The following is a 25,926-nucleotide window of genomic DNA, read 5'->3' as shown; positions in this document are numbered from 1 at the left end:
TTGAACATGCTGGAAAGCAGGTCACGACAATCTGCAGAACGCAGCGCCGAAACCGGCAACATCCTGACAGCCCGTGTTCCCCGGCTTTCCCCGGATGAAATCACACGTCTGCTCGGTGTCTACGGGTTGTCCGGCACGCCCAGGCCCCTGCCTGGCGAGCGCGATCAGAACCTGAAGGTGACGGCCGCGGACGGCCGCCAATATGTGCTGAAGATCGCCAACGCAGCAGAACCCGCGCAGGCGCTCGCCTTCCAGAATGCCGCGCTCGATCATGTCGCAACGGCCGATCCGTCGCTGCCGGTACCACGCACGGTCACCTCACTGGAAGGAGCGACGATCGTGCCTGTGCACCACGACGGCACGGTATTCATGGCCCGGCTCGTCACCCATCTGCCTGGCGAACCGGCGCTCGACTTTCGCGCTACACCCGGCTTCCGCCGCGACGCCGGACGGATCGCGGGTCAGCTCGATCGCGCCCTCTCCGGCTTCCGGCATTCCGGTGGTCCGGCCGACATGATCTGGGATCTGCGCCATGCCGCGGCGCTGGAAGATCGCATCCATCTCGTCGCCGATCCCAAGCGCCGTGCGATCGCCGAAACTGTCATGGCCAGTTTCAAGGTCCGTGTCGTACCGACCTTTGCCAGCCTGCGCAGGCAGGTGATCCACAACGACATCCACCAGAACAACATCATGCGCGACCCGCGTTCCGGTGCGATCACCGGCATCATCGACTTCGGCGACATGGTGGAGACCAGCCTTGTCAACGAGGCGGCAATCGCGATCGCTCATCAGCTCTACCGTGAGCCGGATCTTCTCGGCGTCGCTTCCGAATTCCTGTCCGCCTATGCCGCCGCGATGCCCCTCGAATGCGCCGAAATCGCCGTTCTCTTCGACCTCGTGAAGATGCGGCTTCTGTCCCGCGAGATCATTGCTGCCTGGCGCAGCGCCACATCAGGCGGACCATCGCCCTATCGGGCCGACATTTCCGAATTGGGATGGGAGGCGCTGTCGCGCGCCCTCTCGATCAGTCCCGCACACGCCACAGAACACCTGGAGAAAGCCATGACCGCGCTCGCAACCGCACCACGTTCAACCTCGACTGATCAAGCCTATGAAGACCTGATGGCGCGGCGAAGGAAGGCCATGGGGCCGATGTACAAGGAATTCTACCAGCAGCCTTTCATGCCGGTGAAAGGCGAAGGCGTTTGGGTGATCGACGCGCATGGAAAGCGTTATCTTGATGCCTACAACAACGTGCCGCATGTCGGCCACTGTCACCCGCATGTCGCCGACGCGGTGGCAAGGCAGGTGCGGGTCTTTAATTCCAACACCCGCTATCCGAGCGAGTTGATCGTCGAATATGCCGAGCGGCTGACGGCCACCATGCCGGACCATCTCGACACGGCTATGTTCGTCTGTTCGGGCACCGAAGCCAACGAGCTTGCCTGGCGTATCGCCACGGCGAATACTGGGGGCACGGGCGCCCTTGTCACCGACGCAGCCTTCCATGGCAATTCAACGATCATCGGCGCGCTAGACACGGCAACGCTTCCGCATGACAAGCTCGAGCCCTGGATCGGCACTGTGACCGCGCCGCGCTTCTCGGGTGCTGTCGAAGGCAACGGCAAGGCACTGTCTTCAAACGACTACGCCGCCACCTATGCAGAAAGCATTGCAAGGCTGGAAAAGCGTGGGCATCTCCCGGCCGCCTTCTTCGTCTGCCCGGTCTTCGCATCTGACGGCCTCTATTCGGTGCCAACCGGCTATCTCGATCCGGCCATTGCCGAGATCCGCCGCGCCGGTGGCCTCGTCATCGCCGATGAGGTGCAGACCGCGCTCGGCCGCACTGGCACCCGTTTCTGGGGCTTCCAGCATGCCGGCCTCGTTCCCGACATCGTCACCATGGGCAAGCCGATGGGCAACGGTGTTCCACTAGGCGTCGTTGTCGCGCGCCGCTCGCTGGTCGAGGGTTTCCTGCAAACCCAGCGCTACTTCAATACCTTCGGCGGCAATCAGGTCGCGGCTTCGGCAGGTCTGGCCGTGCTCGACGTGATCGAGCAGGAAAAGCTGCAGGAAAACGCACTTAACGTCGGTACCTATCTGCGAGAGAGCCTTGCCGGCCTGGTGGGCCGTCACGCTGCGATCGGCGATGTGCGTGGAACCGGCCTTTTCGCCGGCGTGGAAATTGTCGAGGCGGACAAGCCCTCGCCTACGAAAGCACGAGCCGTGATCGAAGACCTGCTTGCACGCGGCGTGCTGGTCGGTCTTACCGGCGCCGGCAAGAACCTCCTGAAGATCCGGCCGCCCATGGTGTTCTCCCGCGAGAATGCCGACATGCTCGTCGACGCACTCGACAAATCTCTGACCAAGATCGGCCGAAGGCAGATTGGACAGTCCCGGGCGCACCCGGGACTGGGAAAGAGCAAATGAGAACCCCGCCGGACGGACTCCGGCGGGGTTTTTTCCGTGCAGCAGTCGAGATCAGGCTTGCCGAATTCAGGCGGCGTAGACTTCCCTGCCTTCGAAGAAGGTCTTCAGCACTTTCGTGCCCGCGACGGCACGCGGCTCCACGGCGTAGAGATCGCGGTCGAGCACGATGAAGTCGGCCGAGAACCCTGGGGCCGAACTGACCCGTCCGGTCACCGAGGCCCATGCCTTGCGCGCCGTTGCGCGTCATCAACGGCAACGCCTCATCGAGCGTGATTGCCTCATGCGGCGAATGTACACCTGGCAACCGGCCGGAGGGATCTGCACGGGTGAGAAGCCCTGCAAGGGATTGCCAGGGATCCAGCTCCGGGAAGACCGTCATCCAGTCGGACCCGACCGCCATCGTCACACCCGCCTCCAGCATGGTGCGGATCGGCCAGACCGTGGCGTAGCGTTCCTTGCCGACGACGCGTTCATGCGCGAGGCTTGCATGGTTGACGAACCACATCGGCGGATTGAGGTCGGCAATGACCCGCAGCCGCTTCATGCGCGGAATGTCCTCATGCGGGATGTACTGGCCATGGGCAATGTGATGCCATGGGCCATTGTCGCCGTTTTCGGCACGGACCCTTTCGACGGCGTCGAGCACCCGGCATATGGCGGCGTCGCCGACAGCATGGACCTTCACACCGATGCCTCGCCGGTCGTGCGCGGCGATCTCGGCGAAGAGTTCGTCGGGCGACAGGTACATTTCGCCGTGTTCGTTCGTGCCGGGATAGGCCGTGATCATTGCCGCGGTCTTCAGGGATGGCACACCGTCGAGGAATATCTTGGCGTTGCTGGCCACCATATGCGGGCCACAGGCGGCTTCGTGGCGGCTCAGGAACTCCTCCGCTTCCTTGGACCAGGTCGAACAGGTCCGGCTGGCGGACAGGTGAAAGCCGGCCCATGTAGAAAGGTCGCCTGCATCATCGAGGGTGCGGAAAGCAGCGATCATTTCCGGCGTCGACTGCGCGTCGGAAAAGCCGGTGACGCCGACCGAGTTGAAATAACCGACGGCCGCGCGTGCCACGTCGACGATCTCGCCGTCCCCGAGCGCCGGGACGGCGCCATCGACGATCCACATCGCGCTTTCCTCGAGCAGGCCCGTCGCCTCGCCGTCGACGCGCACAATACGGCCGCCGGCAGGGTCTGCAGTCGAGGCTTCGACTGCCGCGGCGGCAAGCGCCGCACCGTTGGCGAAGGCACCGTGCAAGCTGCCATGGGTAAGAAGCACCGGACGGCCGCCGCTCGCCTCGTCAAGCAGCCGCTTTGCCTCGATGCCGAGTTTCTCGATATCGGCCAGTGCCGTCGCACCGTAGGCGCTACCGGTCAGCCAGGCGCCCTCCGGCTTGCCTTCGGCGGCCTTTCGCACGCGCGTCAGCACCGCCTCGAAATCGTCGCCGGCGTCGATGGCGAAGGAGCGCAGCCGTGTCGTCATGCCGGATATGACATGCATGTGGAAGTCGACGATGCCCGGCATGGCGAAGCGTCCGCCAAGATCGACGACCGAGGTGTCGGGGCCGGCAAGGTCCCGAAGCTCGGCTGTCGTGCCGATGGCAGCAATGCGACCCGAGATATCGATAGCGAGCGCCTCGGCTGTCGGACAAGCCGGATCCATTGTCCGGATCGCGCCATTGATGAAAAGCGTGGTGATGTTCATCTGCTCTGGCCGATCGATCAAGCTACGGCCTTGGCGTTGGCCCATGCGAGCGTCTGATCGAGCGCTTCGCGGAATGTGTCGACGATGATGTCGATTTCCTTGGGCGTTACGATCAAGGGCGGTGAAAACGACATGGTCTCGCCGAGATTGCGGGTGACGAGGCCACGCTCCAGCGCAAAGCGCGAGCAAGCCGCGGCCGCGCCGATCGAGGCATCGAACGGCGCCTTGGCTTTCTTGTCGCTGACCAGCTCTACGCCAGCCATCAAGCCGATGCCCCGCACCTCGCCGACGATCGGATGATCCTTCAGCTCGGCAAGCCGTTTCTGGAAGTAGGCCCCGGTCTCGCGCGCGTTGCGAGTGGTGTCGAGTTCCTCGTAGCGGTTGAGCGAAGCGAGTGCGGCAGCAGCGCAGACTGGGTGGCCACCATAGGTGTAGCCGTGACCGAAGACGCCGACCTTGTCGGATTGTTCGCGCATGGCATCAACGATCTTTTCCGAGACGATGACGGCGGAGATCGGCAGATAGGCGGAAGACAGCGCCTTGGCGCAAGTGATCATGTCGGGCTTGTAGCCGACCGCTTCCGCCCCCCAATAGGCGCCGGTGCGTCCGAAGCCGCAGATGACTTCATCGGAAACCGTCAGCACCTCATATTTGTCAAGCACTGCCTGGATGGCTTCGAAATAGCCCTCTGGCGGCATGACGACACCACCGGTCCCCATAACCGGCTCGGCGAAGAAGCCGCCGACGGTTTCCGGTCCTTCGGCCAGGATCAGTTGCTCGAGTTCGTCCGCCATCCGCTTGACGAAATCGGCTTCACTCTCGCCGGGCTTGCCCTCGCGGTAGTAGTGCGGGCAGGTCACATGCAGGAAGCGGTCGATCGGCAGATCGAACTCGCGATGGATGTTCGGCAGGAAAGTAAGGCTGCCGGAAGCGATGCCTGTGCCGTGATAGGCGCGCTTGCGGGCGATGATCTTCTTCTTTTCGGGCCGGCCGAGCGCATTCCAGTAATACCAGATCAGCTTGACGGCCGTGTCGTTCGCTTCCGAGCCCGAGCATTGGAAAACGACACGGGACATGCCCGGTGAATTCTGGATAAGTTTTTCGGCAAGATCGATCGACGGATTGTTGGAGCGGTGCGCAAACAGGTGGAAGTAAGGCAGTTCGTCGATCTGAGCCTTTACGGCTTCCTTGATCGACGTGTCGGAATAACCCAGTGCCACGCACCACAAGCCTGACATGGCATCCAGGTACCGGTTGCCGTTGTCGTCATAGATATAGGCGCCTTCGCCACGCGTGATGATCATCGGACCATCCTTCTCGTGCTGGCGGATATTGGTTTGCGGGTGCACCTGGTAGCGAATATCGCGAGCGGCAGCGGAATTGGCGGTCATGGTCAGTCTCCCAAAAGCATGTCCCGAACCGGGCGGCTGCGAAGATCATGCGACAAACAAAATGGTCTCTTTCAGCCAGCGTCGACGCTGCCGTTGCCGACATTCTGCAGGAAGCGGTCGACGCCGTTCTTCCAGCCATTGTCTGCAAGCACGCGTTCGATTGCGGCGAGTTCAATGCGGATGCCTGAATCGAGATCCGTCCGCGAACCGAGATCGACGGACTGCTTGGTCAGCGCGATCGAAAGCGGCGGCGCTTCGGCGATCTTGAGCGCGATCGTCGTGCCCTCTTCCGCTAGCTTCGATGGCTCTGTCAGTCGGGCCACCATGCCGAGCGCATAAGCTTCCTGGGCTGGCATCTCACGTCCGGTGTAGAGCAGTTCCTTGGCGCGTGACACGCCGACGACGCGCTGCAGCCGCTGCGTGGCGCCGACCGTGCCCCAATGCGCCTCCGGAAAACGGAAGCTCGCATCGATCGCCGCGACGATGAAATCGCAGCTCATGGCGATCTCGCCGCCCGAACCGACTGTTGGTCCCTGCACAAGCGCGATCACCGGCCGGGTGCAGCGCTCGATCATCGAATAGGCTTCGAAGGATGCAAGCCGGCGCTGCCGGATCCAGGCCGCGTCACGCCCCTTGCGTTCCTTGAGATCGGCGCCGGCACAGAACACCGGCCCTTCCCCCTCGACGAGGATGACGCGGATATCGTGATCGCGGTCGATTGCCCTGAAAGCCTCGGTCAAGCCAAGGCACATCGGCAGGTTGAGGGCGTTTCGCGCCTCGGATCGCGAAAGAACGACGCGGGCGATTGCTCCTTCGCGCTTGACCTTGACCGGTCCCGACATCAGATCACTCCTTCGCCACGCAATCTGTCTATTTCCTCGGCCTGCAGGCCAAGCATCTCGGCGAGCACATCTTCCGTGTCGGCACCGAGAACCGGCGGCACGCCAATCGAAATCTCGTCGTAGCCGGACAGCCTGACCGGCGTGCGCAGCGCACCAACCTTGCCGGCCTTGGGGTGTTCGAATGCGGCGACCATGCCGCGAGCACCGACATGGGCGTCTGCCAGGATCTCGGCAACGCTGTTGACTTCACCTGCCGGCACATTGGCGGCACGCAGCGCTTCGGCGAGATCGTCGCGACCACGTCCGGCGATCGCCACCGTCATCGCGGCCATGACCCGCTCGCGCTGGACGACGCGCTCGGAATTGCGATCCAGTACCGGGTCCGCCGCGAGTTCGTCGAGGCCAAGCACCGAGCAGATCGCCTTCCAATGCTGGTCGGAGCCCGAGATATGCAGCCAGCGTCCATCCGCGCATTCGAAAGCCGCAGAAGGAACCCGGCCAGGATGTTCGGTGCCGGTACGCCTGGGGTCCTCGCCGAGCAGGAACCAGCGTGCGGCGGCGATGGTCAGCATAGACACCTGCACATCGAGCATAGACAGGTCGACATGAGTGCCCCGACCAGACCGCGCGCGCCCTGCAACGCCTGCCAGGACGGAGATGGCAATCCACAGGCCGGAAGAGAGATCTGCAAAAGGCACGCCAACTTTCGCAGGCGCTCCATCCGGATGGCCCGTCAATGCCATGACGCCCGAAAGGGCCTGGAAGATGGTGTCATAGCCGTTGCGCTCGCTGTAGGGACCGGTCTGGCCGAAGCCGGTGCAAGAGACGTAGACGAGCTTGGGGTTGTCGGCTGAAAGTTGTTCATAGCCGAGTCCGAAGCGTGCCATTTCTCCCGGCAGGAAATTCTCCACGACGACATCCGCCTTCAACGCGAGCGAACGCGCGATCGACTGAGCATGTGGGGACTTGAGATTGAGCGTCACCGATTTCTTGCCCCGGTTGAAAGCGAAGAAATAGCCGCTGTCACCGCTGGCCACGCGCGGCTCGAACGAACGTGTCTCGTCTCCGCTGCCCGGCCGCTCGATCTTGATCACCTCGGCGCCAAGTTCCGCCAGGATCTGCGTTGCCATTGGCCCCGCGAGCACGCGGCTGAAATCCAGGATGCGGATGCCGTCGAGCGGTTTCACTTGTCCGTCCTCCGGAAGCCGCGCATCAGCGCGTTGACGTCGCGTCCAGCGGCCATGGCGGCGTCGAAAGGTAGATCGGCGACGCGATAGAACAGCGCCTTGGCGGCGGCCATCGCCATCGGATTTGCCTTTGCCCACTGGTTCGCGATCTCGAGCGCGGTGTCGATCACGGCATCCACCGCGACAACGCGGTTGGCGAGGCCGAGCGCCTGCGCTTCGTCGGCCCCGATCAGCCGTCCAAGGCTCACCATCTCGAAGGCGGCCTTGCGTCCGAGCTGCCGCTGCAGTCCGGTCATGACGAGAGCCGGCACGATATCGTGCTTGAGTTCGGGATAGCCGAATTTGAGGTCGGCCCCGGCCACCATCATGTCGCAGCCGATGGCCAGGCCGGCGCCTCCGCCCACCGCAGCCCCTTGCACCGCCGAGACGACAGGCTTCTTCATCTCCTGTAACCTGGATTGGAGCCGGCAGGTCAGGTCGGCACGGGTTAGCACGCGATGCTGCTGGTCCGGCGTCAGGTCCTTGAATTCGGAGAGATCGGCGCCGGCGCAGAACCCCTTGCCTTCACCGGCAAGGACGACCGCACGGATCGTGTCGTCACCATCTGCCGCGTTCAATGCATCGAGCAACCCTTGAGTCAGCTCCGTATTGAGGGCATTGAGCTTGTCGGGCCGGTTCATGCGGATGATCCGCACGGCATCCCGATCCTCGACAACAACGCATTCTGGCATGGTGGTCCTTTCAAGCATTCTCACGGGCCTCGGCAAACGATGTCGCGAATCCGGCTCGCGCCACCTTGCTGTCGAGCTGGCGCCCGAGCACCTGCTCGCAGAGGCGCGAGGCAACCATCACCCTGTCGAGATCGAGCCCGGTCGAGATCCCTTCCATCTCGAACAGATTGACCAGGTCTTCAGTGGCCACATTGCCCGCTCGACCCGAGCCGTAGCGGATCTTCGTCGGATGGCCGCCGACGCCACCGAAAGATGAATCGAAATAGCGGCAGCCGGCTTCGTAGGCCGCAGCGCAGTTGGCGATACCGATGCCGCGCGTGTCGTGAAAATGACCGACGCAGGTCACGGCCGGGGCGGCCTCACCCAACAGACGGAAGAGTTGCGCGACCTTGGTCGGCGTGCCGAGCCCGGTGGTGTCGCCGATCGTCACGATCCCGACGCCATGCCTAGCGAAGCGCAGCACATCCTCGACGACACGCTCCGGCGGAACCTCTCCCTCGAACGGACAGCCAAGCGCGACCGAGATGACGCCGACGAGCCGGAACCGGTCACCTGCTGCCTCGACCATCTCGGCGATGCGCCTCCATTGGCCTTCGCGCGATGTGCCGAGGTTGCGCTGCGTATGGGCTTCGGTGGCGGAGGCAAGCAGGCTCACCTCGTTGGCGCCGTGCCCGGCAGCAAGATCGGCCACCGCCCGCTCGACACCGGTCAGGTTCGGCGCCGTTGCCTTGTAGAAGACGCCAGAGCGTCGCGTGATGCCGGCAAGTAGGTCGCCAGCATCGCCAAACGCCGGCACCTTGCCGGGATGCGAATAGCTGGTCGCTTCGATGCGCGGGAAGCCCGCCTCAGTGAACGCGTCGATCAGCGCGATCTTGTCGGCGGTCGCGACAAAGGCCGGTTCGTGCTGCAGCCCGTCGCGCGCGAAGCATTCGCAGATGACGACGTCGGCGGTCATTTGCGATCCTCCCGGCCACGCAGCAATTGCGAGCCGACAAGCAGGATGATCGAGAGCCCGATCAGCAGCGAGGAGATCGCCGCGACGGTGGGGTCGATCTGGTCGCGGATGTTGGCGAACATCAGCCGGGTCAGTGTCGCGTTCTCCCCACCAGAGATGAACAATGCGATCACCACCTCGTCGAAGGAGGTGACGAAGGCGAAAAGCGCTCCCGACATTACCGACAGACGGATCTGCGGCAGCGTAACGGTGAGGAAGGCCCAGGGACGGGAGGCACCGAGGCTTTGCGCTACTCGCTCCTGGTTCATGTCATAGCTGGCCAAACCACTCAGCACCGCGATGACAACGAAGGGCAATGCCAGCACGGTGTGCGCCATCACCAAGCCGGTCGTCGTGCCGTTCAGGCCGATCTTGGCGTAGACGAAGAAGCAGCCGATGGCGACGAGGATCAGCGGAACCAGCATCGGCAGCATGAACACGCCGCGGGCCACGGAAGAGGCCGCACCATACGCCCGCGAGATACCGTACGCGGCAAGTGTGCCGAAAGTAGTTGCAAAGACCGTTGTCAGCAGTGCCGCGCGCAGCGAAACGAAAGTTGCAGCGCGCCATTCGGGCGATCCCAGATAGGCCCCGTACCACTGCAGGCTCCAGCTCCTGGGCGGGAACTCCAGATATTTGCTGCCCGAGAACGACATCGGGATGACGATAAGGCAGGGAATGATCAGGAAAGCGAAGACCAGCGCTACCAGCATATATAGCCAGAGCCTCTGGAAATGCGTGATCTGGGTTTCGGTCGCGGGACGGTTCAGCATCAGCGTACGCCCTCAAAACTGTTGACCCTGAAGAGCCGCTTGAAGACGTAGAGGATGAAGGCGGTGACCACGAGGAGCACGACGCCGAGCGCACTCGCCGCACCCCAGTTGCCATAGACGGAAATGTTGTTGGCGATCTGCATCGCCCACATCGCGACGCGGCCGCCGCCAAGCAATGCCGGCGTGACGAAGAAGCCAAGGCAGAGCACGAAGACAAGGGCCACGCCGGCTGCGAGCCCGGGCAGCGACATCGGCAGGAATACCTGGCGGAAAGCCTGTGACGGCGTGGCACCGCAATTGGCGGCTGCGCGCATGTAGACAGGGTCGATGGCCCGCATCGAGGCGTAGAGCGGCAGGATCAGGAACGGCAGCATAACATGCACCATGCCGATCACGGTGCCGAGCATGTTGTGGACCAGCGGCAGCGGCGCGGAGATCAGACCAGCGTCGATCAGCCACGTGTTGACCAGTCCGGTACGCTGCAGAAGCACGAGCCAGGCATAGGTACGCACCAGAACCGAAGTCCAGAACGGCAGCACCACGAAGATCATCAGCAGCCCGGCTGTGCGCTCGGAAAGCTGCGACAGCAGATAGGCGACGGGGTAGCCGAGAAGCACGCAGACCAGCGTCACCAGGCCCGCCACCTCGAAAGTCGAGATAAAGGTACGCACGTAGATCGGTTTCAGCATGCGCGTGTAGTTTTCCAGCGTCGGCTCGCCGGAGGGTCCGAAGAAGGAAAGCCAGAACAGCCAGCCGATCGGCAGGATCAGGACAAGGAAGATCAGGATCGCGCCCGGCAGCGTCAATGAAGCGAGCGCCCGTCGTTCGCGGCTGCCCTGGCGCTTCAGGACATCGGCGTTGTGGTCGGCATCCGCGATGTCCGGGTGATTGAGCACCATCGTCATGACTTGTCCGCCACCAGGATCGTGTGTTCCCGATCGAGCCACAGCTGGATCGGCTGCCCGCGTTCCGGCAGGTCCTTGCCGCCGAGATCCGGACCACGGCGCAGATCGAGTTCGATGCCATCGGGCATGCGCACCGTGATCAGATAGCTGTCACCCTGGTAGATGACGTCGGTCGCCTCCGCCTCGATCCGGTTCGCGGTTTCGGTTTCGTCACCCTTCCAGCGCAGCCGCTCCGGGCGGATGACGAGCCACGGCTTGTCGCTGCCCTTCCAGTCGTCGCGCGTCCTGAGCGGACGGCCATAAAGGAGCGCGCCGGTGGCTCCCGTCTCGACCGGCAGGAACCGGGTCTCGCCGATGAAATCCGCAACGAATTTGTTCTTCGGCCGATCATAGATCTCGTCAGGCGTTCCGAGCTGCACGATCTTCCCGCCGTTCACGACGGCGATGCGATCCGAAAGCGTCAATGCCTCGCGCTGGTCATGCGTGACATAGACGGTGGTCGTTCCCAGCCGGTCGTGCAGCCGCTTCAGCTCGAGCTGCATATGCTCGCGCAGCTTCTTGTCGAGCGCTGAAAGCGGCTCGTCCATCAGCAGGATCGACGGTTCGAAGACGATGGCGCGCGCCAGCGCAACGCGCTGTCGTTGACCGCCCGAAAGCGCGTTGACGCCACGGTCGGCAAGATGCGCCATCTGGACCAGCCCAAGCGCTTCCTCGACCCGGCGGTCGAGTTCGGCGCCGGATACGCCGCGCAGGCGCAGCGGATAGCCGACATTGCGGCGCACGCTCATGTGGGGGAACAGCGCGTAATTCTGGAATACCATGCCGAGATTGCGCTTATGCGGCGGCAACATCAGGAATTCGGCATCGTCTATGGTGATCGAGCCGGAATCCGGACGCACAAAGCCGGCAAGCACGTTAAGCAGCGTCGTCTTGCCGGATCCCGACGGTCCGAGCAGGGTCAGAAACTCGCCCGGTGCAATATCTAGCGACACGTCATCGAGCGCGAGAAAGCTGCCATAGGCTTTTTTGATGTTTCGGATTTCGACCCTGCCGGGCATCGCGGCCTCCTTGTAAACGGTCGGCATTGGCTATGCACTCAAGCGTGAATGCAGCCAGGACGCATCTTGCGACCGACGACAGGACGCGTCGAGCACTTCGGCGAGGCTCGGCGTTTGACCGGTTTTCTCCACAAAGGGCGTTGGCAACATCATTCACAATCCACCGGTACAAAGACGTGTCAGAGATCGCTGTACCAGTCTGCGAGCCGGGACAGGCGCGCGGCACACGGTGCAACGTCGAGATCTGGGTGGAAGGTGGACGCCACGATCCACCTTCCGAAGTCCAGGAATGCGGGGGCTACTGGACGATCAGGTTCTTGAAATCTTCCTGGACGTCCTGGATGTTCTCAGACCACCAGATCGGCTGCATGGTGACCTGTTTTGCCGCGTTTTCCGGCGAGGCGTTCGACTGTTCGAGCACGTCGGCGGAAAACTGCTTTGCCTCGAAGGCTTTCTTGTTCGATGGGCCGTAATAGCCCATCATCGTCGGGATGCGCGCCTGGATCTCAGGCGAGACGATGTTGGCGACAAATTTCTGTGCGGCCGCTACGTTCTTCGAACCTTTCAGGATCGCGACACAGCCAAAGCCGATGACACCGTCCTGATAGGTGAATTTGACCGGCGCGCCGTCGGCGATGACGCCGGCGATGCGGCTGCCCCAGATGGCTTCCATGTCGACTTCGCCGTCCTTGAGAAGTTGCGCCGACTGCGCACCCGAAGTCCACCAGACCGAGACGCTGGGCTTGATCTTGGCAATGGCAGCCAGTGAACGCTTGGTGTCGAGCGGATAGACCTTGTCGCGTTCGACGCCGTCACCGAGCAGCGCGATCTCCATCATCTCCTGCGGATAGACGCTGAGCGCGCGGCGACCAGGGAACTTCTCGACATCCCAGAAGTCCTTCCAGTCCTTCGGCGGGTTGTCGCCATATTTGTCGGTGCGCCAGGCGAGAACGACGGAATAGGTGTTCGTGGCGATCCAGTTCTTGGCCCGTACGCCTTCCGGAATGCCGTCACCATTGACGACCGAATAATCGATCGGTTCGAACAGGCCTTCGGCTGCGCCAATGGCGCAGTCCTCCGCGCCGAGATGCGCGACATCCCAGCCCGGTGCGCCGGACTGTACCTGGACACGCACGGCGGCGATGCCGTCATGCGATTCCGTGCGAAGTTCGGCGCCGATCTTTTCCGCCGACGGCTTGAAAAGTGTTGCGGTCAGGTCCTCCTGAACCTTGCCGCCGAGGCCGGCGAGCGTCAGCGTATCCGCGGCCATGGCCGTGGTCGACAATACGGCCCAGGCCGCTGCTGTGATAAGTCCGTGTTTGACAGACTTGTGCATCTTCATCTCTCCCATTGATGACACACAATTGACGTTGATCGGCGGTCACGTCTTTCTGTTTGAAGCTCAGGCCGCCGCGTCCTTGAGCCCCAGTTCACTGATGAACTTCGTCTGGAAGAAGGCTTCGAGGCCCTCAGTCCCGCCTTCGCTGCCATAGCCACTCTCCTTGACGCCGCCGAACGGCGTCTCGGGTGCGGCAATGCCGAAGTGATTGATCGAGACCATGCCGGACTCCAGCTGTTCGCCGAGCAGCGTCGAGGTGCGCTCCGAGCGGGTGAAGGCGAAGGCGGCAAGACCGTAGGGAAGGCTGTTCGAACGTGCGATCGCATCATCCAGGCTGGAGAAGGGTGCGATTGGCGCCAGCGGGCCGAACGGCTCATCGACCATCAGCCGCGCATCATCGGGCGTGTCGACAAGCACTGTCGGCGCGAAGAAATTGCCCTGGTTGCCGATGCGCTTGCCGCCAGCAAGAACCTTGGCGCCGCGGCTCTCGGCATCCGCGACGAAGGCCTGCATGGCATCAAGGCGACGGGAATTGGCCAGCGGCCCCATCTGCACGCCCGTTTCAGTACCCGGGCCGACCTTGAGGCTTTCCGAACCGGCGACGAAGGCATCGACAAACCGTTTGTAATGCCGCTCGTGCACATAATAGCGGGACGGTGCGGCGCAGACCTGCCCGGCGTTGCGATACTTCAGGAACAGGCCGAGCCTGACCGCCTCCTCGGGATCGGCGTCCTCGCAGACGATGAAAGGCGAGTGCCCGCCGAGCTCAAGCGTCGCGCGCTTGACATGGGCAGCAGCCAGTTGACCAAGGTGCTTGCCGACCGGAATGGATCCGGTGAACGAGATCTTGCGGATCTGCGGGGCAGGAATGAGATATTCCGAGATCTCCGCCGGCACCCCGAAGACGAGGTTGACGGCACCGGCCGGAACGCCCGCATCCTCAAAGCAGCGAATCAGTTCGATCGCGGAGAACGGCGTCTCTTCCGGACATTTGATGATGATGGTGCAGCCAGCGGCGAGAGCACCGGCAATCTTGCGCACCGCCTGGCTGACAGGAAAATTCCACGGCGAGAAACCGGCGACAGGACCAACCGGCTCCTTGACCACGATCTGGCGCACACCGGGCGCACGCGCTGGAATAAGCCGGCCATAGGCACGGCGTCCCTCTTCGGCATACCAGTCGATGTGGTCGGCTGAGCCGATCGTCTCGCCGAGCGCCTCGGCCAGCGGCTTGCCCTGCTCGCGCGTCATCAGCGCAGCAATGTCCGGCGCACGCTCACGCAACAGGTTCGCCGCCTTGCGCAACAGCTTCGAACGTTCATAAGGCGAAACCAGCCGCCATTCGAGGAAGGCGCGCCGGGCTGCGGACAGCGCCCGGTCGAGGTCGGCCTGGGTGGCATGCGTCACCGAGGCAAAAGCCTCGCCGGTTGCCGGGTCGATCACCTTGCCGGAGCGCCCGCCACTGCCCTCGCACCACACGCCATCAATGAACAGCTTTGCCAGTTCCATCCGGTCGTATTCCTCAATCTCAATTTAGTTGATTTCGTAAACTATGTAGTTCACATCGTCAACTATATTGAGTGAAAATATCTCAACCCCGCCGCAAATTTTTCGAGGCTGCGATCAAGCCGGTGATTTGTCTGGAGACTTGGCGAAGCGTCGCCGCGGTCTGCGACCGAGACTACTCTTCCTCGCCGAGATCGCCGCCGGCGGCAACGACCTCGCGGCGAAGCTGATCATAATAGGTGATCGAACTCTTGAAGACGGCCTGCATCGACTTCTGAAGCTGCGACCGCTCTTCCAACGAGAGGTTCGACAGCATCATCTCGTTGCGATGTTCGGAATCGGCGAGGATCTTCGCCACGATTTCCCTGCCCTCTCCGGTGAGGCGCAACAGGATGCTGCGGCCATCCTCGGGATTTTCCGAGCGGCTGATCAGGCCCCGATCGACGAGGCCGGACACGACACGGCTCATCTGGCTTTTTAAAAGACCGCTGTGGTTGGCCAGGAGCTGCAGCGGCGCTTCCTTGAGATAATCGAGCACGGCAAGCGCACGCCATTCCCGGACTGTCAGCCTGTAGCGAGGGCTGATCGACAGGAAAGCGATGCGGCTCGAAAGCGATGCGAGGCGCTGCAGCTGGAAGGAAAACAGATCGCGCGCGTCATGCGCTTCGATCAGATGCGCCATGTTCTCGGCATCATCGACGCCGCTGTCCGGTCCACTCATTCCCTCGTCCCCTGCAGGCGCCCTTCCGCATTCGCCAAAACGGGAAGCGCGATTTCACCTCAACCCGAAACGTCATCGGAAATCCACTCCTTTGTCATGTTACGCGCAACATGATTTGGTTGACAAAGTGAACTATACAGTTCATTCCGGCAACCAGTCTATCGCCTGGAATATTTCGGGCTTTGCCGCGCGACACGCCGAATTGCAGACATTCAAGGGAGGATGAAATGACCAACAGCAACAAATTGCACAATCCGGCGACCATCGCGCCGCCTGCCCGCAACCTCTATGCGCATGCTGTCGAGGTGCCTGCTGCCAGCCGCCATCTCTATGTCGCTGGCCAGGTTGGCGTGCGGCCGGACGGTACCGTCCCGGAAAGCCTGGAGGAGCAGACCGAGCAGATGATGGAAAACATCCATGCCATCCTCGCTTCCGCAGGCATGACCTTTGCCGATATCGTCAAGTTCAACGCCTATTGCATGTCGGCCGAGGACATCATCACCTATGCCGGCATCCGCAACCGCTTCTTTGCCGGTGTCCAGACCGCGACGACAGCCGTTGTGGTGACAGGCCTCGCCAACCCGGCCTGGAAAGTCGAAGCGGATCTTGTCGCGGCACGACAGGACTGACGTTGATGTTCTACCGTCCATCCGATGGCCACGGCCTGCCTCACGACCCGTTCAAGGCGATCGTGTCGCCGCGGCCGATCGGCTGGATTTCAACCTGCAGCACATCGGGTGCCACCAACCTTGCGCCCTACTCCTTCTTCAACGCGCTCTCGGTCGATCCTTATCTCGTCTGGTTCTCTGCCGACGCGGAGAAAGACAGCGTCGTCTTCGCCCGGGAAACAGGCGAGTTCGCCGTCAATCTGGTTGGTGAGAAATTCGCCCGCCAGATGAACGCGACCTCCGTCGATGCGCCACGCGGGATCAGCGAGTTTGGCTATGCCGGGCTGGAAGCAGCAAATTCGAGGCTCATCGCCGCACCACACGTTGCCGGCGCTCCCGCCGTGCTCGAATGCCGCTTGACCGAGATCATCGAACCCAAGGGCCTCGACGGTCGCTGGGCCGGGGTCTTCGTGGTCATGGGCGAAGTCGTCGGCATCCACATCGACGACGCCATGCTGACCGACGGGCTCTTTGACCAGAAGAAAGCCGGCAATGTCGCCCGGCTCGGCTACATGGATTACCTGTCGACAAGCGAAACGTTCCAGATGCGCCGGCCACGCTGGACGGACGAGAGTACCCGGTCCTGAGTCCCAGGCGCTCCTCGCATCACCCCTTCTGCGACATTGCCTCTGCCAATGGGCGTTTTGCCCTTGCCCGGCCCGCGAACATCGGCTTGCGTTGATAAGGCGGCGTCAACCATCGCTCGACCATGCGCAGAAGGAAGATCAGCATCATGTTGATGATCAGGTAAATCAGCGCCACCATGCAGAACACCTCGATGACGGCGAAGGTCTGGCTCATCAAATCCTTGGCGACCCCGGTCAGTTCCATCACGGTGATCGTGCAGGCAAGCGAGGTCGACTTCAGCGTGACGACGATCTCGTTGCTGTAGGCCGGAAGCGCGCGCCGTATCGCGATCGGCATGGTCACCAGCAGGAAGGTCTTGAACCTCGAAAGGCCAAGGGCCCGGGCCGCTTCGATCGCGCCCTGAGGCACGGCAGCAAGCCCACCACGCATCACTTCCGCCGTGTAGGCGCCGGCGCAGACGCTCATCGCGATCACCGCACAGGCAAACGGATCCTTGAGCACGATCCAAACCGGGCTGGCACGCAGCCAGGCGAACTGGCTGAGGCCATAATAGAGAACGAAGATCTGCACGAGCAGCGGGATGGAGCGGAATGCCAGGACATAGGCCGACGCAACGCCTCTGAGAGAGCGATAGCTCGAGCGCCTTGCCCAGGTGGCAAGACCGGCAAAGATCAAGCCCAGCGGAAGGGTCACGGCGGCAAGCGCCAGGGTGACCCAGATCGCGCCTGCAAGTTCACCTGCCACATGGAGAGCGGTTTCGATATCCATGGTCAGGCCCAGCGCATTCTGGTTTCGAGGACATGGAATGCACGAGAAGAAATCGCCACCAGCACGAGATAGACGAGCGCCGCCACGCCATAGAAGATGAAGGGCTGACCAGTGGTACGTCCCGCGACGCCGACAACCCGCATCAGTTCGGCGAGCGAAATCACCGACAGCAATGTCGTCTCCTTGATCGCCATGATCCAGACGTTACCGAGACCCGGCAGCGCCAGCCGCAACATCTGCGGGATGACAACGGTCCAGAGCCCCGCGAGAGGGCGCAGGCCTAGCGCCGTATAGGCCTCGAACTGCCCGATCGGGATCGCGGCATGCGCGCCGCGAAACACTTCCGAACTGTAGGCTGCCGAAACGAACGCCACAGCCATCACACCGACGGTGAAGGCGTCCACCTCGATGTAGCCGGCATAACCGAAACCGCGCGCCACCCACATCAGCGCGCCATTCGTGCCAAAGAAAAGCAGGAAAATCACCAGCAATGGCGGCACGCCACGCAACAGCGTCGTGTAGAGCGTCGCCACCGCGGCAAGCCACCTGCTGTGGCTCAGCTTCGCAAATGCCACGGCAAGCCCGAGGATCACGCCCAGGACGTAGCCGATGCATGCACATGCCATCGTCACACCGAGGCCGATCAGCAGCGGCCTGGTCCAGCCGTCCCCGCCCCAGGCGAACAGGTCAATGACGGAACCGCTCGAGCCCATAAAGGATCAGGCTCCGCACAGCTTGGTGTCCGGCTTCGTCGAAACGTCGAAGCCGAACCACTTCTCCGAGATCTTCTTCAATTCGCCCGACGCCTTCAGATCGCACAAGGCTGCATCCCATGCCTTGCGCAGATCCTCCTCATCCTTGCGCATCAACCCGCCCACACCGACACCGAGATAGTTGAATTGCTCGAAGTCGATATCCGGGGACAGGATCTCGATCGGTTCGCCGTGCTGCGTCCGCGTCAAGGCGATCCAGGGAGAGCGTCCTGCGACGGCAGCATCGATCCTGCCGGCCAGTAGATCGAGGTTGAGGCTGTCCTGGTTGTCGTAGAGCCGAACCGTCACCTCCCCCTTCAGCTCGTTGTCCACGAACTTCTGGCTTTGAGTGCCGGACTGCACGCCGATGGTCTTGCCGGCAAGGGCGGCCTTCAATTCCTGCCAGCTCACCTTGCCGTTCAGGCCGGACGTTTTCGCCGCGGCAAAATTGATCGGCAGGTTGGCGTAGCTCTGCGTGAAAGCCAGCCGCTTCTGCCGCTCCGGCGTGATGGCGATCCCACCAACGAGGATGTCGTACTTGCCCTGTTCGAGCGCCGGGATCTGTCCTTCCCACGGCTGGGCAGTGAAACGGCAGCTGCGCTTCATGCGGTCGCAGACCTGCTTGGCAAGGTCGATCTCGAAACCGGTCAGTTCGCCCGATGGCGTCGTCGACGTCCATGGCAGGTAACCGCCATCGGTGCCGATGCGCACTTCCGCCTGACCTTGCGCGATCGCGGGTCCGCACAGCATTACGCCGAGCGCGAGAACCGACAACAGGCCCCTGACTGTCTTCCCTATCATTGAATTCCTCCCCTATTTTTCGTTGATCAGAGACGCTCGGGTCGTCCCTCGGCTCCAAGGTCCCAGAACAGTCCGGCCATGATGGCGAGCCCTTCTTCGACAAGAGGCTGCAGCAGGTGCTCATCCGGCGCGTGCTGCGAGCACCCCGAATAGGAATGCGGCACCCAGATCGTCGGCATGCCGAGGATGTCGGCGAAACAGTCGTTCGGCAGCGAACCGCCGGCATTCGGCAGGATGGTCGGCTCGATCCCGGTCGTCTTTTCGACCGAGGCCGCGGCCCAGCGCATCAGCGGATGTTCCGGATCGAGGCGAGTCGCACCCCATTCCGATTCCTGCGCCATAGGCTCGATGGTCACATTGTGGAAGCCGTTTTCATCCAGGAAAGCGCGAATGGCCGGGAAGAAGGCCGCGGGATCGACATCGACCGTATAGCGGATCTGCATGCGGGCGCGGGCATGCGGCGGGATCGCATTGATCGGCTGCTCAGGCCTCCCCGACGTCATTGCCAGGACTTCAAGCGCAGTCCAGCCAAAAACCCGCTCGGACGGCGTCAAGCCGGGCTCGCCCCACCACGGATTGAGCTCGGGGCCATTCTCTTCAGTCTCAAGCTCGATCCTGGCGAGCGCGGTCCGCACACTCTGCGGGATTTCGCTGGGCAGGATGCCGCGGACATTGATGCGGCCGTTTGCGGAAACAAGCGCCGCGATCGCATTGGCGAGGATCACCGCCGGATTGGCGATCAGGCCACCCCAATTGCCGGAGTGATGCGCACCCGGCCGCAGGTCGCAGACCAGATCGAAATCGGCGGTTCCACGCGTTCCGCCGTCGAGCGTCGGACGATGCTGCGCAAGGCGTGGACCATCGGATGCAATGAGCCAATCGGCCCGCAGTTTGGAGCGATGCACTGCGCAGATTTCGCGAAGTCCCGCCGAACCCGTCTCCTCAGATGTCTCGATCAAGGCGACCGTGTTGAAACCGAGAGCGCCGCGCGTTGCCAGAACCGCCTCCAGCGCGAGCATGACGATGGTATGCTGACCCTTGTTGTCCGCTGTTCCACGGCCGTAGATGCGCTCGCCCTCGACCTTCACTTGCCAGGGGTCGCGACCATTCGACCAGGAGCCTTCCATGCCCGCGACCACGTCGCCATGACCGTAGACGAGAAGTGTCGGCAACTCATCGGATTCGATGCGCCGCGCAATCAGCAGTGGGCCGCCGGCAGGGTCGGGATTTTCGACCACTTCGCCGGTAAAACCGAGCTGTCCGAAATCGGCGTTGATTTCATCTAGATAGCGATAGCATTCAAGACGCCGCTCGGGCTTCTGGCTTTCCGTGGCGATGGCAACGCGACGCTGCAGGTCGGACAGGAAACGGCCGTCGGAGGCAAATGACGTGGCAAGGGCGATGGTTTGATTCCGAGACATAATCCTGCTCATTCGAATTCTTGACAGAACGATGTCACGCCAAAGAATATGCGAGCAAACCAAAAGTTTTCTCGGTTAGCCTCAACAGGATTAAGCCTGAGCCATGTCACGACATCTGCCACCGCTGCCCGCGCTGCGTGCGTTCGAGGCCGCGGCGCGCCATTTGAGCTTTGCCCGCGCGGGTGGAGAGCTCGGCGTCACGCCGGGCGCCATCAGCCATCAGATGAAGCAGCTGGAGGACTGGGTCGGCGATCCACTGTTCGAACGACGCGCGAATGGCGTTCGGCTCACCGAGACGGGACGCGTCTTTGCGACCCGTCTCGGCGCGATCTTCGACCAGATCACGTCCGCCGCGGTCGCGGCCCGCGCGCCAGGCGGGACGAGCAGCGTGACCGTACGCTGCCAGTTCTCTCTCGCCTCGAAATGGCTGGCGCCGCGCATTGGAAGGTTTCGCGCACTGCATCCCGATATCCAGATCGCCGTGCAGGCCCTGCCACACCGCTGGAATGCCAATGAACGCGATCCTGATCTCGCGATCTACCACGGCCGCGGCACCATCCCCGGCGTCCGGCAGGACACGCTGATCGGCGGACGATTGGTCGTCGTCGCCTCTCCCGGTCTCGTCGCGACCCTGCCGCCGGCGCCAACGCCCGCCGACCTGCTGTCGCGGCCATTGATCAAGGTGGATTTTGCCGAACCGGGCTGGCACGACGAAGGATGGGAAGCCTGGTTTGCCGCCACCGGATTCGGCCATCTCGAATTGCGCTCGACACTATCCTTCAATCTGGTGCATCTGGCGATCGAGGCCTGCAGCGCCGGCGCAGGCTTCGCTCTTGTGCCGGATTTCATGGTCGAGCAGGAGCTGGAAAGCGGGCGTCTCATCGACGCCTTCGGCATCTCACTGCCGATCCGCCAGCCCTATGTGATGATGACTCCGGAAGCCAGCCTGGCGCGGCCGGAAGTGGCCATGCTGCGAAGCTGGCTGCTGGACGAAGGGATCAAATCTGCCGCATAAGAAACTGATATTCTGGATGGGCCATACGAAGAGGACGCGAGGATGCACACGGAACAGGGCGTTCTCCGGATCTCGATCATCGTCACCTTCGTGCTTGCCGTGATCGGCATCGTGTTCGGCCTTTTGTCGGGCTCCTTCGCTATCGTCTTCGACGGCGTCTATGCGCTGACCGATGCGACCATGACCATCGTTGCCCTGCTCGTTGCCAATCTGATCGCTTCTTCGACCGCGGTCGGATCGGCCAAGAGCAAACTGGTGAAACACTTCACCATGGGTTTCTGGCATCTCGAGCCGATGGTGCTCGGCCTCAACGGCATCATGCTCTCCGGTGCGGCCGTCTATGCCTTGATCAACGCCATCGGCAGCATCATGTCGGGTGGACGCGAACTGAATTTCGATCAGGCCATCATCTATGCGGTGGTGACCCTTGCCGTGACAATCGGTATGGCGATCTACGGCCACCGAGCGAACCGGACCATCCAGTCGGATTTTGTCGCGCTCGATGCCAAGGCGTGGGTCATGTCGGCCTCCCTGACGGCAGCGTTGTTCCTCGCCTTCGTCTTCGGTTACCTGGTGCAAGGCACCAGCCTGGAATGGACATCGCCCTATGTCGATCCGGTCGTGCTCGCCGTGGTCTGCGTGATCATCATCCCGATCCCCCTTGGCACGATCAAGCAGGCGCTGGCGGACATCCTTCTGGTTACCCCGGCAGACCTCAAGCGGCATGTCGATCATGTCGCCGAGGAAACCGTCAAGCGTCATGGCTTCCTGGACTATCGTGCCTACGTCGCCAGGGTTGGCCGTGGCAGACAGATCGAACTGTTCTTCATCGTGCCCTCGGATTGGCCAGCGAAAAGACTGCAGGAATGGGATCTCATTCGCGATGAGGTCGGTGAGGCCCTCGGTGACGAAGGGCCGGACCGCTGGCTCACCATCGCCTTCACCACCGATCCGGAATGGGCCAACTAGAACGGGTGCCGCTAGAGCAATTCCAGGAAAGGCGTGTAACGGTCTTCCGCCCGGAATTGCGTAATAACAAAGAGTTGGAGAGTATCCGCGTTTCCGTAAAAATGGAAACGCTCTAGTCTAGCGCACCAGCGGCGCGACAGCGTTTTCGACAAGGCGCACCAGACTGAGCGCGGTCATTTCCGAGGATTTCGGATTGGTGGCCAGCGGCTCGTTTTCGAGCATCAGATCGAGCCTGCCAAAGTCGCCCTGAGCCTCGACCCGATGTGTGTTGCGGCGTGCTGCCGGATCGGCCACCAGCACCACCCTCGTCCTGTCGAGGCCGATGCCCGACAGCGCCGAAATCACCGCGACATTGGCATTCTGAGGAAAGCGGGCGGCGGCCTCGCGTGCGCTGCCGTCAAAGAACGACGAAGCGACCGCAAGCGTGTCCAGGTCGAGCATGGTTTCCGCCGGCGTCCCGCGCCAGGCACGCGGCGGCTTCACAATGCTATGGACAACCTCCTGCAGCGGCAGGACGCTGGCGGCAGCCAGCGCACCGAGATCGCCCAGGGCACCCGAGGGAACAACGATGCGGCTGCCCGTCTCCTTTGCCACCGAGACGAGCCGCTCCAGCAATGCATTGTCGCAGAACGCGCTGGTCGAGGAGACGATGAAACTGGCGGCGCGGCGCAAGGCCGCCTCTCCCCAGACCGCGACAGCGTCACGGCCAGCGGCCTCGATCACCATATCGAGATCAAGCCCGGCCAGTTCGGCGGGTTCTGAGATGAGCTGGACGCCAGCAGGGAGATCGTCACGACGACGATGATGATCGCGCACGGCCACCGCGACGATGGTGATACCTTGCGGATGACGCTCGGCAAGCAGCTCGCCGACGCGCCGGGCGATCGCACCCCAGCCGACAAAGCACAGGTTGAGGCGTTGCCGGTCAGAGCCCGACATAACCGTGCACCAGTTCGGCATCGCGCGTCAGGTCCGAGCTGTTGCCGGACCAGACCGTGCGGCCTTTTTCGAGAATGTAGTGGCGATCGGCCAGCCGCTTGAGGACGTGCAGGTTCTTGTCGATCAGCAGGATCGATTGCCCTTCCGCCTTCAAGGCTTCGATGCAACTCCAGATCTCGGCCCGGATCACCGGCGCCAGCCCCTCTGTCGCCTCGTCGAGAATGAGCAGCTTCGGGTTGGTCATCAGCGCACGGCCGACCACCAGCATCTGCTGCTCGCCGCCTGACAGGGTGCCCGCAGACTGACCGGCCCGTTCGCGCAGGCGAGGAAACAGCGCGTAGATGCGCTCCAGCGTCCACGGGTTCTTGCGCGCGAGCCGATTGGCCGCCGTTGCGACGAGGTTCTCGCGAACGGTCAGCGTCGGGAAAGTGTGGCGCCCTTCCGGCACCAGCCCGACACCAAGCCGCGCCACGCGTTCCGGTGCGGCGCCCAGCACGTTTTGCCCACTGAAATGCAGTTCTCCGGAAAGCGGCTTCAACAGCCCCATGATGGACTTCACGGTCGTGGTCTTGCCCATGCCGTTGCGGCCGAGCAGCGTGACGACCTCGCCGTCGCCGATCTCCAAAGCCACGTCGAACAGGACCTGGCTCGGCCCATAGGCCGACTGCAGCTTTGCGACCTTCAGCACAACTCGTCCCCCTCTCCCAGATAGGCCGTGCGCACTTCCGCATTCTGCCGGATTTCATCGACGCTGCCGCTGGCGATGACGCGCCCATAGACCAGAACCGATATCCGGTCCGCGAGCGCGAAAACGGCGTCCATGTCATGCTCGACGAGCAGCATCGAGACCTGGTTCTTCAGGCCACGCAGGGTTTCGATCATCTGCTGGCTTTCGGCGTGGCCGAGACCCGCCATCGGCTCGTCGAGCAGCAGGAGACGGGGCTGCGTCGCCAGCGCCACGGCAAGTTCCAGCTGCTTCTGCTCGCCATGCGAAAGATTGGCGACCAGCTCATTCGCGCGCGGCTCCAGGCCGGTGCCGGACAGAAAGGTGGCAGCCTCATCCCGCAGCGAATGATCGGCGCGAACATTCTTCCAGAAACGGAAGGAATGTCCCTGCCGCACCTGCACCGCCAGCGCGACATTGTCGATCACCGTGTAGTCGGGCAGCAGGCAGGTGATCTGGAACGTGCGGGCCAAGCCCAGGCCGACGCGCTGTGCGGTGGGCAAGGCATCCAGCGACTGTCCGGCCAGCTCGACGGTCCCCTCATTGGGCCTCAGCTCACCCATCAGCTGGGAAATCAGCGTCGTCTTGCCGGCGCCGTTCGGTCCGATCAACGCATGGATTTCGCCCGGCTGGACCGTCAGGTCGACATGATCGGTCGCAAGCAATCCGCCGAAGCGCTTCACCAGCCCGCGCACATTGAGGATCGGCTGGGTCATCAGCGTTTCCCTGTCAGGCGCAGCACGAGTGCCTGCACACCGCCATGCGTATAGAGCACCACGAACAGCAGGATGAAGCCGAGGGCCAGCTGCCAGTTTTCCGTCCACGAGGCCAGAGAGGTTTCCAGGACGATGAAGACGGCGGCGCCGATCAATGGGCCGAACAAGGTACCGACTCCGCCAAGGATGACCATGACCATCAGTTCGCCCGACTTGGTCCAGTGCATCATGTCCGGGCTGGCAAAACGCAGGAAGTTGGCCATCAGCGCACCGGCAAGTCCGCAGCCCATGCCGGAAACAACGAACGCCATCAGCCTGTAGCGGTAGGCCGGCAGGCCGATCGCCGCCATGCGTTTCTCGCTTTGCCGAAGGCCGACCAGCACATTGCCGAAGCGCGAGTTCACGATGCGCCATAGCAGCGCAAAGAAGGCCACCGTGATGAACAGGCAGACATAATAGACCGTCTGCTTGTCGCGCATGTTCAGACCCGGCAGTTCGTTAGTCCGGCGAATGATCAGGCCGTCATCACCGCCGTAGGTCTTCAGCGACACGAACAGGAAGAAGAGCATCTGCGCGAAGGCCAGCGTGATCATGATGAACTGCACGCCGCCGGTGCGCAGCGACAGCGCACCGATTGCAGCAGCAGCAAGACCGGAGACCAGGATTGCCGCCGGCAGCGTGATCAGCATCTGGTTGGTGCCGGGAATGAAGCCGAACAGAGGCTCTTCCAGTGAATAGTGCTGGTAGAGGATGCCGACGACATAGCCGCCGATACCGAAGAAGGCAGCATGACCGAAGCTGACCAGCCCGCCGTAGCCGAGCACCAGATTGAGGCTGGCTGCTGCGATGCCATAGATCAGGATGCGCGTCGCAAGCGAAGTCATTGCCGAATAACCGGTCGCGTCCGCGATCAGCGGCAGGGCGATCAGCAAGATCAGTACGGCTGCGAGCAGTACCGGGCGCTTGAAGGAAGTTTCGCTGTTCACAAT

At 62.5% G+C, this 25,926-nt stretch carries 24 protein-coding genes and 1 pseudogene; 5 read left to right on the top strand and 20 right to left on the bottom strand.

Annotation, left to right across the window (positions count from 1 at the left end; translation table 11 throughout):
- Positions 1 to 6 precede the first annotated feature (6 nt).
- A complete protein-coding gene (locus ACFJIU_RS02595; RefSeq protein WP_379067220.1) occupies positions 7 to 2,430 on the top strand; it encodes an aminotransferase class III-fold pyridoxal phosphate-dependent enzyme in 2,424 nt (807 codons plus the stop codon).
- A 250-nt stretch (positions 2,431 to 2,680) separates the two neighbouring features.
- Here the strand turns inward: ACFJIU_RS02595 and ACFJIU_RS02590 are convergent.
- From ACFJIU_RS02590 to ACFJIU_RS02535, 12 genes and pseudogenes are all read right to left on the bottom strand, one after another.
- A pseudogene (locus tag ACFJIU_RS02590) lies at positions 2,681 to 3,925 on the bottom strand (amidohydrolase); the annotation flags it as partial.
- Between the two features lie 221 nt (positions 3,926 to 4,146).
- Entirely contained in the window at positions 4,147 to 5,526 is a 1,380-nt protein-coding gene (locus ACFJIU_RS02585) for an aspartate aminotransferase family protein (RefSeq protein ID WP_379072932.1), read from the bottom strand.
- Positions 5,527 to 5,591: 65 nt separating this feature from the next.
- Positions 5,592 to 6,362, bottom strand: a complete 771-nt coding sequence (locus ACFJIU_RS02580; protein WP_379067218.1) for an enoyl-CoA hydratase/isomerase family protein — start codon at positions 6,360 to 6,362, stop codon at positions 5,592 to 5,594.
- A complete protein-coding gene (locus ACFJIU_RS02575) occupies positions 6,362 to 7,549 on the bottom strand; it encodes a CaiB/BaiF CoA transferase family protein (RefSeq protein WP_379067216.1) in 1,188 nt (395 codons plus the stop codon). Before ACFJIU_RS02575 ends, ACFJIU_RS02580 begins: the two co-directional genes overlap by 1 nt.
- Positions 7,546 to 8,280 (bottom strand): enoyl-CoA hydratase/isomerase family protein, encoded by a 735-nt coding sequence (locus ACFJIU_RS02570; protein ID WP_379067214.1) that lies wholly within the window; start codon positions 8,278 to 8,280, stop codon positions 7,546 to 7,548. Before ACFJIU_RS02570 ends, ACFJIU_RS02575 begins: the two co-directional genes overlap by 4 nt.
- Positions 8,281 to 8,290: 10 nt before the next feature.
- On the bottom strand, positions 8,291 to 9,235 hold the full coding sequence (locus tag ACFJIU_RS02565) for a hydroxymethylglutaryl-CoA lyase (RefSeq protein WP_379067212.1): 945 nt from the start codon (positions 9,233 to 9,235) through the stop codon (positions 8,291 to 8,293).
- Complete coding sequence (locus ACFJIU_RS02560; RefSeq protein ID WP_379067210.1) at positions 9,232 to 10,047, bottom strand: ABC transporter permease; 816 nt, start codon at positions 10,045 to 10,047, stop codon at positions 9,232 to 9,234. The genes ACFJIU_RS02565 and ACFJIU_RS02560 overlap by 4 nt, the downstream gene beginning before the upstream one ends.
- Entirely contained in the window at positions 10,047 to 10,952 is a 906-nt protein-coding gene (locus ACFJIU_RS02555; protein WP_379067208.1) for an ABC transporter permease, read from the bottom strand. The genes ACFJIU_RS02560 and ACFJIU_RS02555 overlap by 1 nt, the downstream gene beginning before the upstream one ends.
- Complete coding sequence (locus tag ACFJIU_RS02550; RefSeq protein WP_379067206.1) at positions 10,949 to 12,010, bottom strand: ABC transporter ATP-binding protein; 1,062 nt, start codon at positions 12,008 to 12,010, stop codon at positions 10,949 to 10,951. The genes ACFJIU_RS02555 and ACFJIU_RS02550 overlap by 4 nt, the downstream gene beginning before the upstream one ends.
- Before the next feature lie 298 nt (positions 12,011 to 12,308).
- Positions 12,309 to 13,346, bottom strand: coding sequence for an ABC transporter substrate-binding protein (locus tag ACFJIU_RS02545; RefSeq protein WP_379067204.1), 1,038 nt, complete (start codon positions 13,344 to 13,346; stop codon positions 12,309 to 12,311).
- A 66-nt stretch (positions 13,347 to 13,412) separates the two neighbouring features.
- Positions 13,413 to 14,858 carry an NAD-dependent succinate-semialdehyde dehydrogenase gene (locus tag ACFJIU_RS02540; protein ID WP_379067202.1) on the bottom strand — a complete coding sequence of 482 codons (1,446 nt, stop codon included), beginning with the start codon at positions 14,856 to 14,858 and terminating at the stop codon, positions 13,413 to 13,415.
- A 172-nt stretch (positions 14,859 to 15,030) separates the two neighbouring features.
- Entirely contained in the window at positions 15,031 to 15,576 is a 546-nt protein-coding gene (locus ACFJIU_RS02535; protein ID WP_379067200.1) for a MarR family winged helix-turn-helix transcriptional regulator, read from the bottom strand.
- 227 nt (positions 15,577 to 15,803) lie between these two features.
- Here ACFJIU_RS02535 and ACFJIU_RS02530 point away from each other — a divergent pair, with 227 nt between their 5' ends.
- Both ACFJIU_RS02530 and ACFJIU_RS02525 read left to right on the top strand, forming a co-directional pair.
- Positions 15,804 to 16,205, top strand: coding sequence for a RidA family protein (locus ACFJIU_RS02530; protein WP_379067198.1), 402 nt, complete (start codon positions 15,804 to 15,806; stop codon positions 16,203 to 16,205).
- Positions 16,206 to 16,210: 5 nt separating this feature from the next.
- Complete coding sequence (locus ACFJIU_RS02525; RefSeq protein WP_379067196.1) at positions 16,211 to 16,831, top strand: flavin reductase family protein; 621 nt, start codon at positions 16,211 to 16,213, stop codon at positions 16,829 to 16,831.
- A 19-nt stretch (positions 16,832 to 16,850) separates the two neighbouring features.
- Here the strand turns inward: ACFJIU_RS02525 and ACFJIU_RS02520 are convergent, their stop codons facing one another.
- Genes ACFJIU_RS02520 through ACFJIU_RS02505 form a run of 4 tightly spaced genes read right to left on the bottom strand, consistent with a single transcriptional unit; the run spans position 16,851 to position 20,574 of the window.
- Positions 16,851 to 17,600: an ABC transporter permease gene (locus ACFJIU_RS02520; RefSeq protein WP_379067194.1), complete on the bottom strand. Its 750-nt coding sequence runs from the start codon at positions 17,598 to 17,600 to the stop codon at positions 16,851 to 16,853.
- Positions 17,601 to 17,602: 2 nt separating this feature from the next.
- Positions 17,603 to 18,313 (bottom strand): ABC transporter permease, encoded by a 711-nt coding sequence (locus tag ACFJIU_RS02515; protein WP_379067192.1) that lies wholly within the window; start codon positions 18,311 to 18,313, stop codon positions 17,603 to 17,605.
- Between the two features lie 6 nt (positions 18,314 to 18,319).
- Positions 18,320 to 19,153: a transporter substrate-binding domain-containing protein gene (locus tag ACFJIU_RS02510; protein WP_379067190.1), complete on the bottom strand. Its 834-nt coding sequence runs from the start codon at positions 19,151 to 19,153 to the stop codon at positions 18,320 to 18,322.
- Between the two features lie 26 nt (positions 19,154 to 19,179).
- Positions 19,180 to 20,574, bottom strand: a complete 1,395-nt coding sequence (locus tag ACFJIU_RS02505; RefSeq protein WP_379067188.1) for a M20 family metallopeptidase — start codon at positions 20,572 to 20,574, stop codon at positions 19,180 to 19,182.
- Between the two features lie 103 nt (positions 20,575 to 20,677).
- On the opposite strand from ACFJIU_RS02505, the gene ACFJIU_RS02500 reads away from it, so the two are divergent.
- Positions 20,678 to 21,589 carry a LysR substrate-binding domain-containing protein gene (locus ACFJIU_RS02500; RefSeq protein WP_379067186.1) on the top strand — a complete coding sequence of 304 codons (912 nt, stop codon included), beginning with the start codon at positions 20,678 to 20,680 and terminating at the stop codon, positions 21,587 to 21,589.
- Positions 21,590 to 21,631: 42 nt separating this feature from the next.
- Positions 21,632 to 22,558 carry a cation diffusion facilitator family transporter gene (locus tag ACFJIU_RS02495; protein ID WP_379067184.1) on the top strand — a complete coding sequence of 309 codons (927 nt, stop codon included), beginning with the start codon at positions 21,632 to 21,634 and terminating at the stop codon, positions 22,556 to 22,558.
- A 117-nt stretch (positions 22,559 to 22,675) separates the two neighbouring features.
- Here the strand turns inward: ACFJIU_RS02495 and ACFJIU_RS02490 are convergent, their stop codons facing one another.
- Genes ACFJIU_RS02490 through ACFJIU_RS02475 form a run of 4 tightly spaced genes read right to left on the bottom strand, consistent with a single transcriptional unit; the run spans position 22,676 to position 25,923 of the window.
- Positions 22,676 to 23,497: an aspartate dehydrogenase gene (locus ACFJIU_RS02490; protein WP_379067182.1), complete on the bottom strand. Its 822-nt coding sequence runs from the start codon at positions 23,495 to 23,497 to the stop codon at positions 22,676 to 22,678.
- Positions 23,484 to 24,185: an ABC transporter ATP-binding protein gene (locus ACFJIU_RS02485; protein WP_379067180.1), complete on the bottom strand. Its 702-nt coding sequence runs from the start codon at positions 24,183 to 24,185 to the stop codon at positions 23,484 to 23,486. The genes ACFJIU_RS02490 and ACFJIU_RS02485 overlap by 14 nt, the downstream gene beginning before the upstream one ends.
- The gene (locus ACFJIU_RS02480) at positions 24,179 to 24,937 is read right to left on the bottom strand and encodes an ABC transporter ATP-binding protein (RefSeq protein WP_379067178.1); all 759 of its coding nucleotides are present in this window, start codon (positions 24,935 to 24,937) and stop codon (positions 24,179 to 24,181) included. Before ACFJIU_RS02480 ends, ACFJIU_RS02485 begins: the two co-directional genes overlap by 7 nt.
- Complete coding sequence (locus tag ACFJIU_RS02475; RefSeq protein WP_379067176.1) at positions 24,937 to 25,923, bottom strand: branched-chain amino acid ABC transporter permease; 987 nt, start codon at positions 25,921 to 25,923, stop codon at positions 24,937 to 24,939. The genes ACFJIU_RS02480 and ACFJIU_RS02475 overlap by 1 nt, the downstream gene beginning before the upstream one ends.
- Positions 25,924 to 25,926 lie beyond the last annotated feature (3 nt).

The organism is Mesorhizobium sp. UC74_2, assembly GCF_042701485.1.
In the GTDB taxonomy this organism is placed as follows: Bacteria; Pseudomonadota; Alphaproteobacteria; order Rhizobiales; family Rhizobiaceae; genus Mesorhizobium.
The sequence above is the reverse complement of the archived record's forward strand: the minus strand, read 5'-3'. Positions and strand labels throughout refer to the sequence as shown.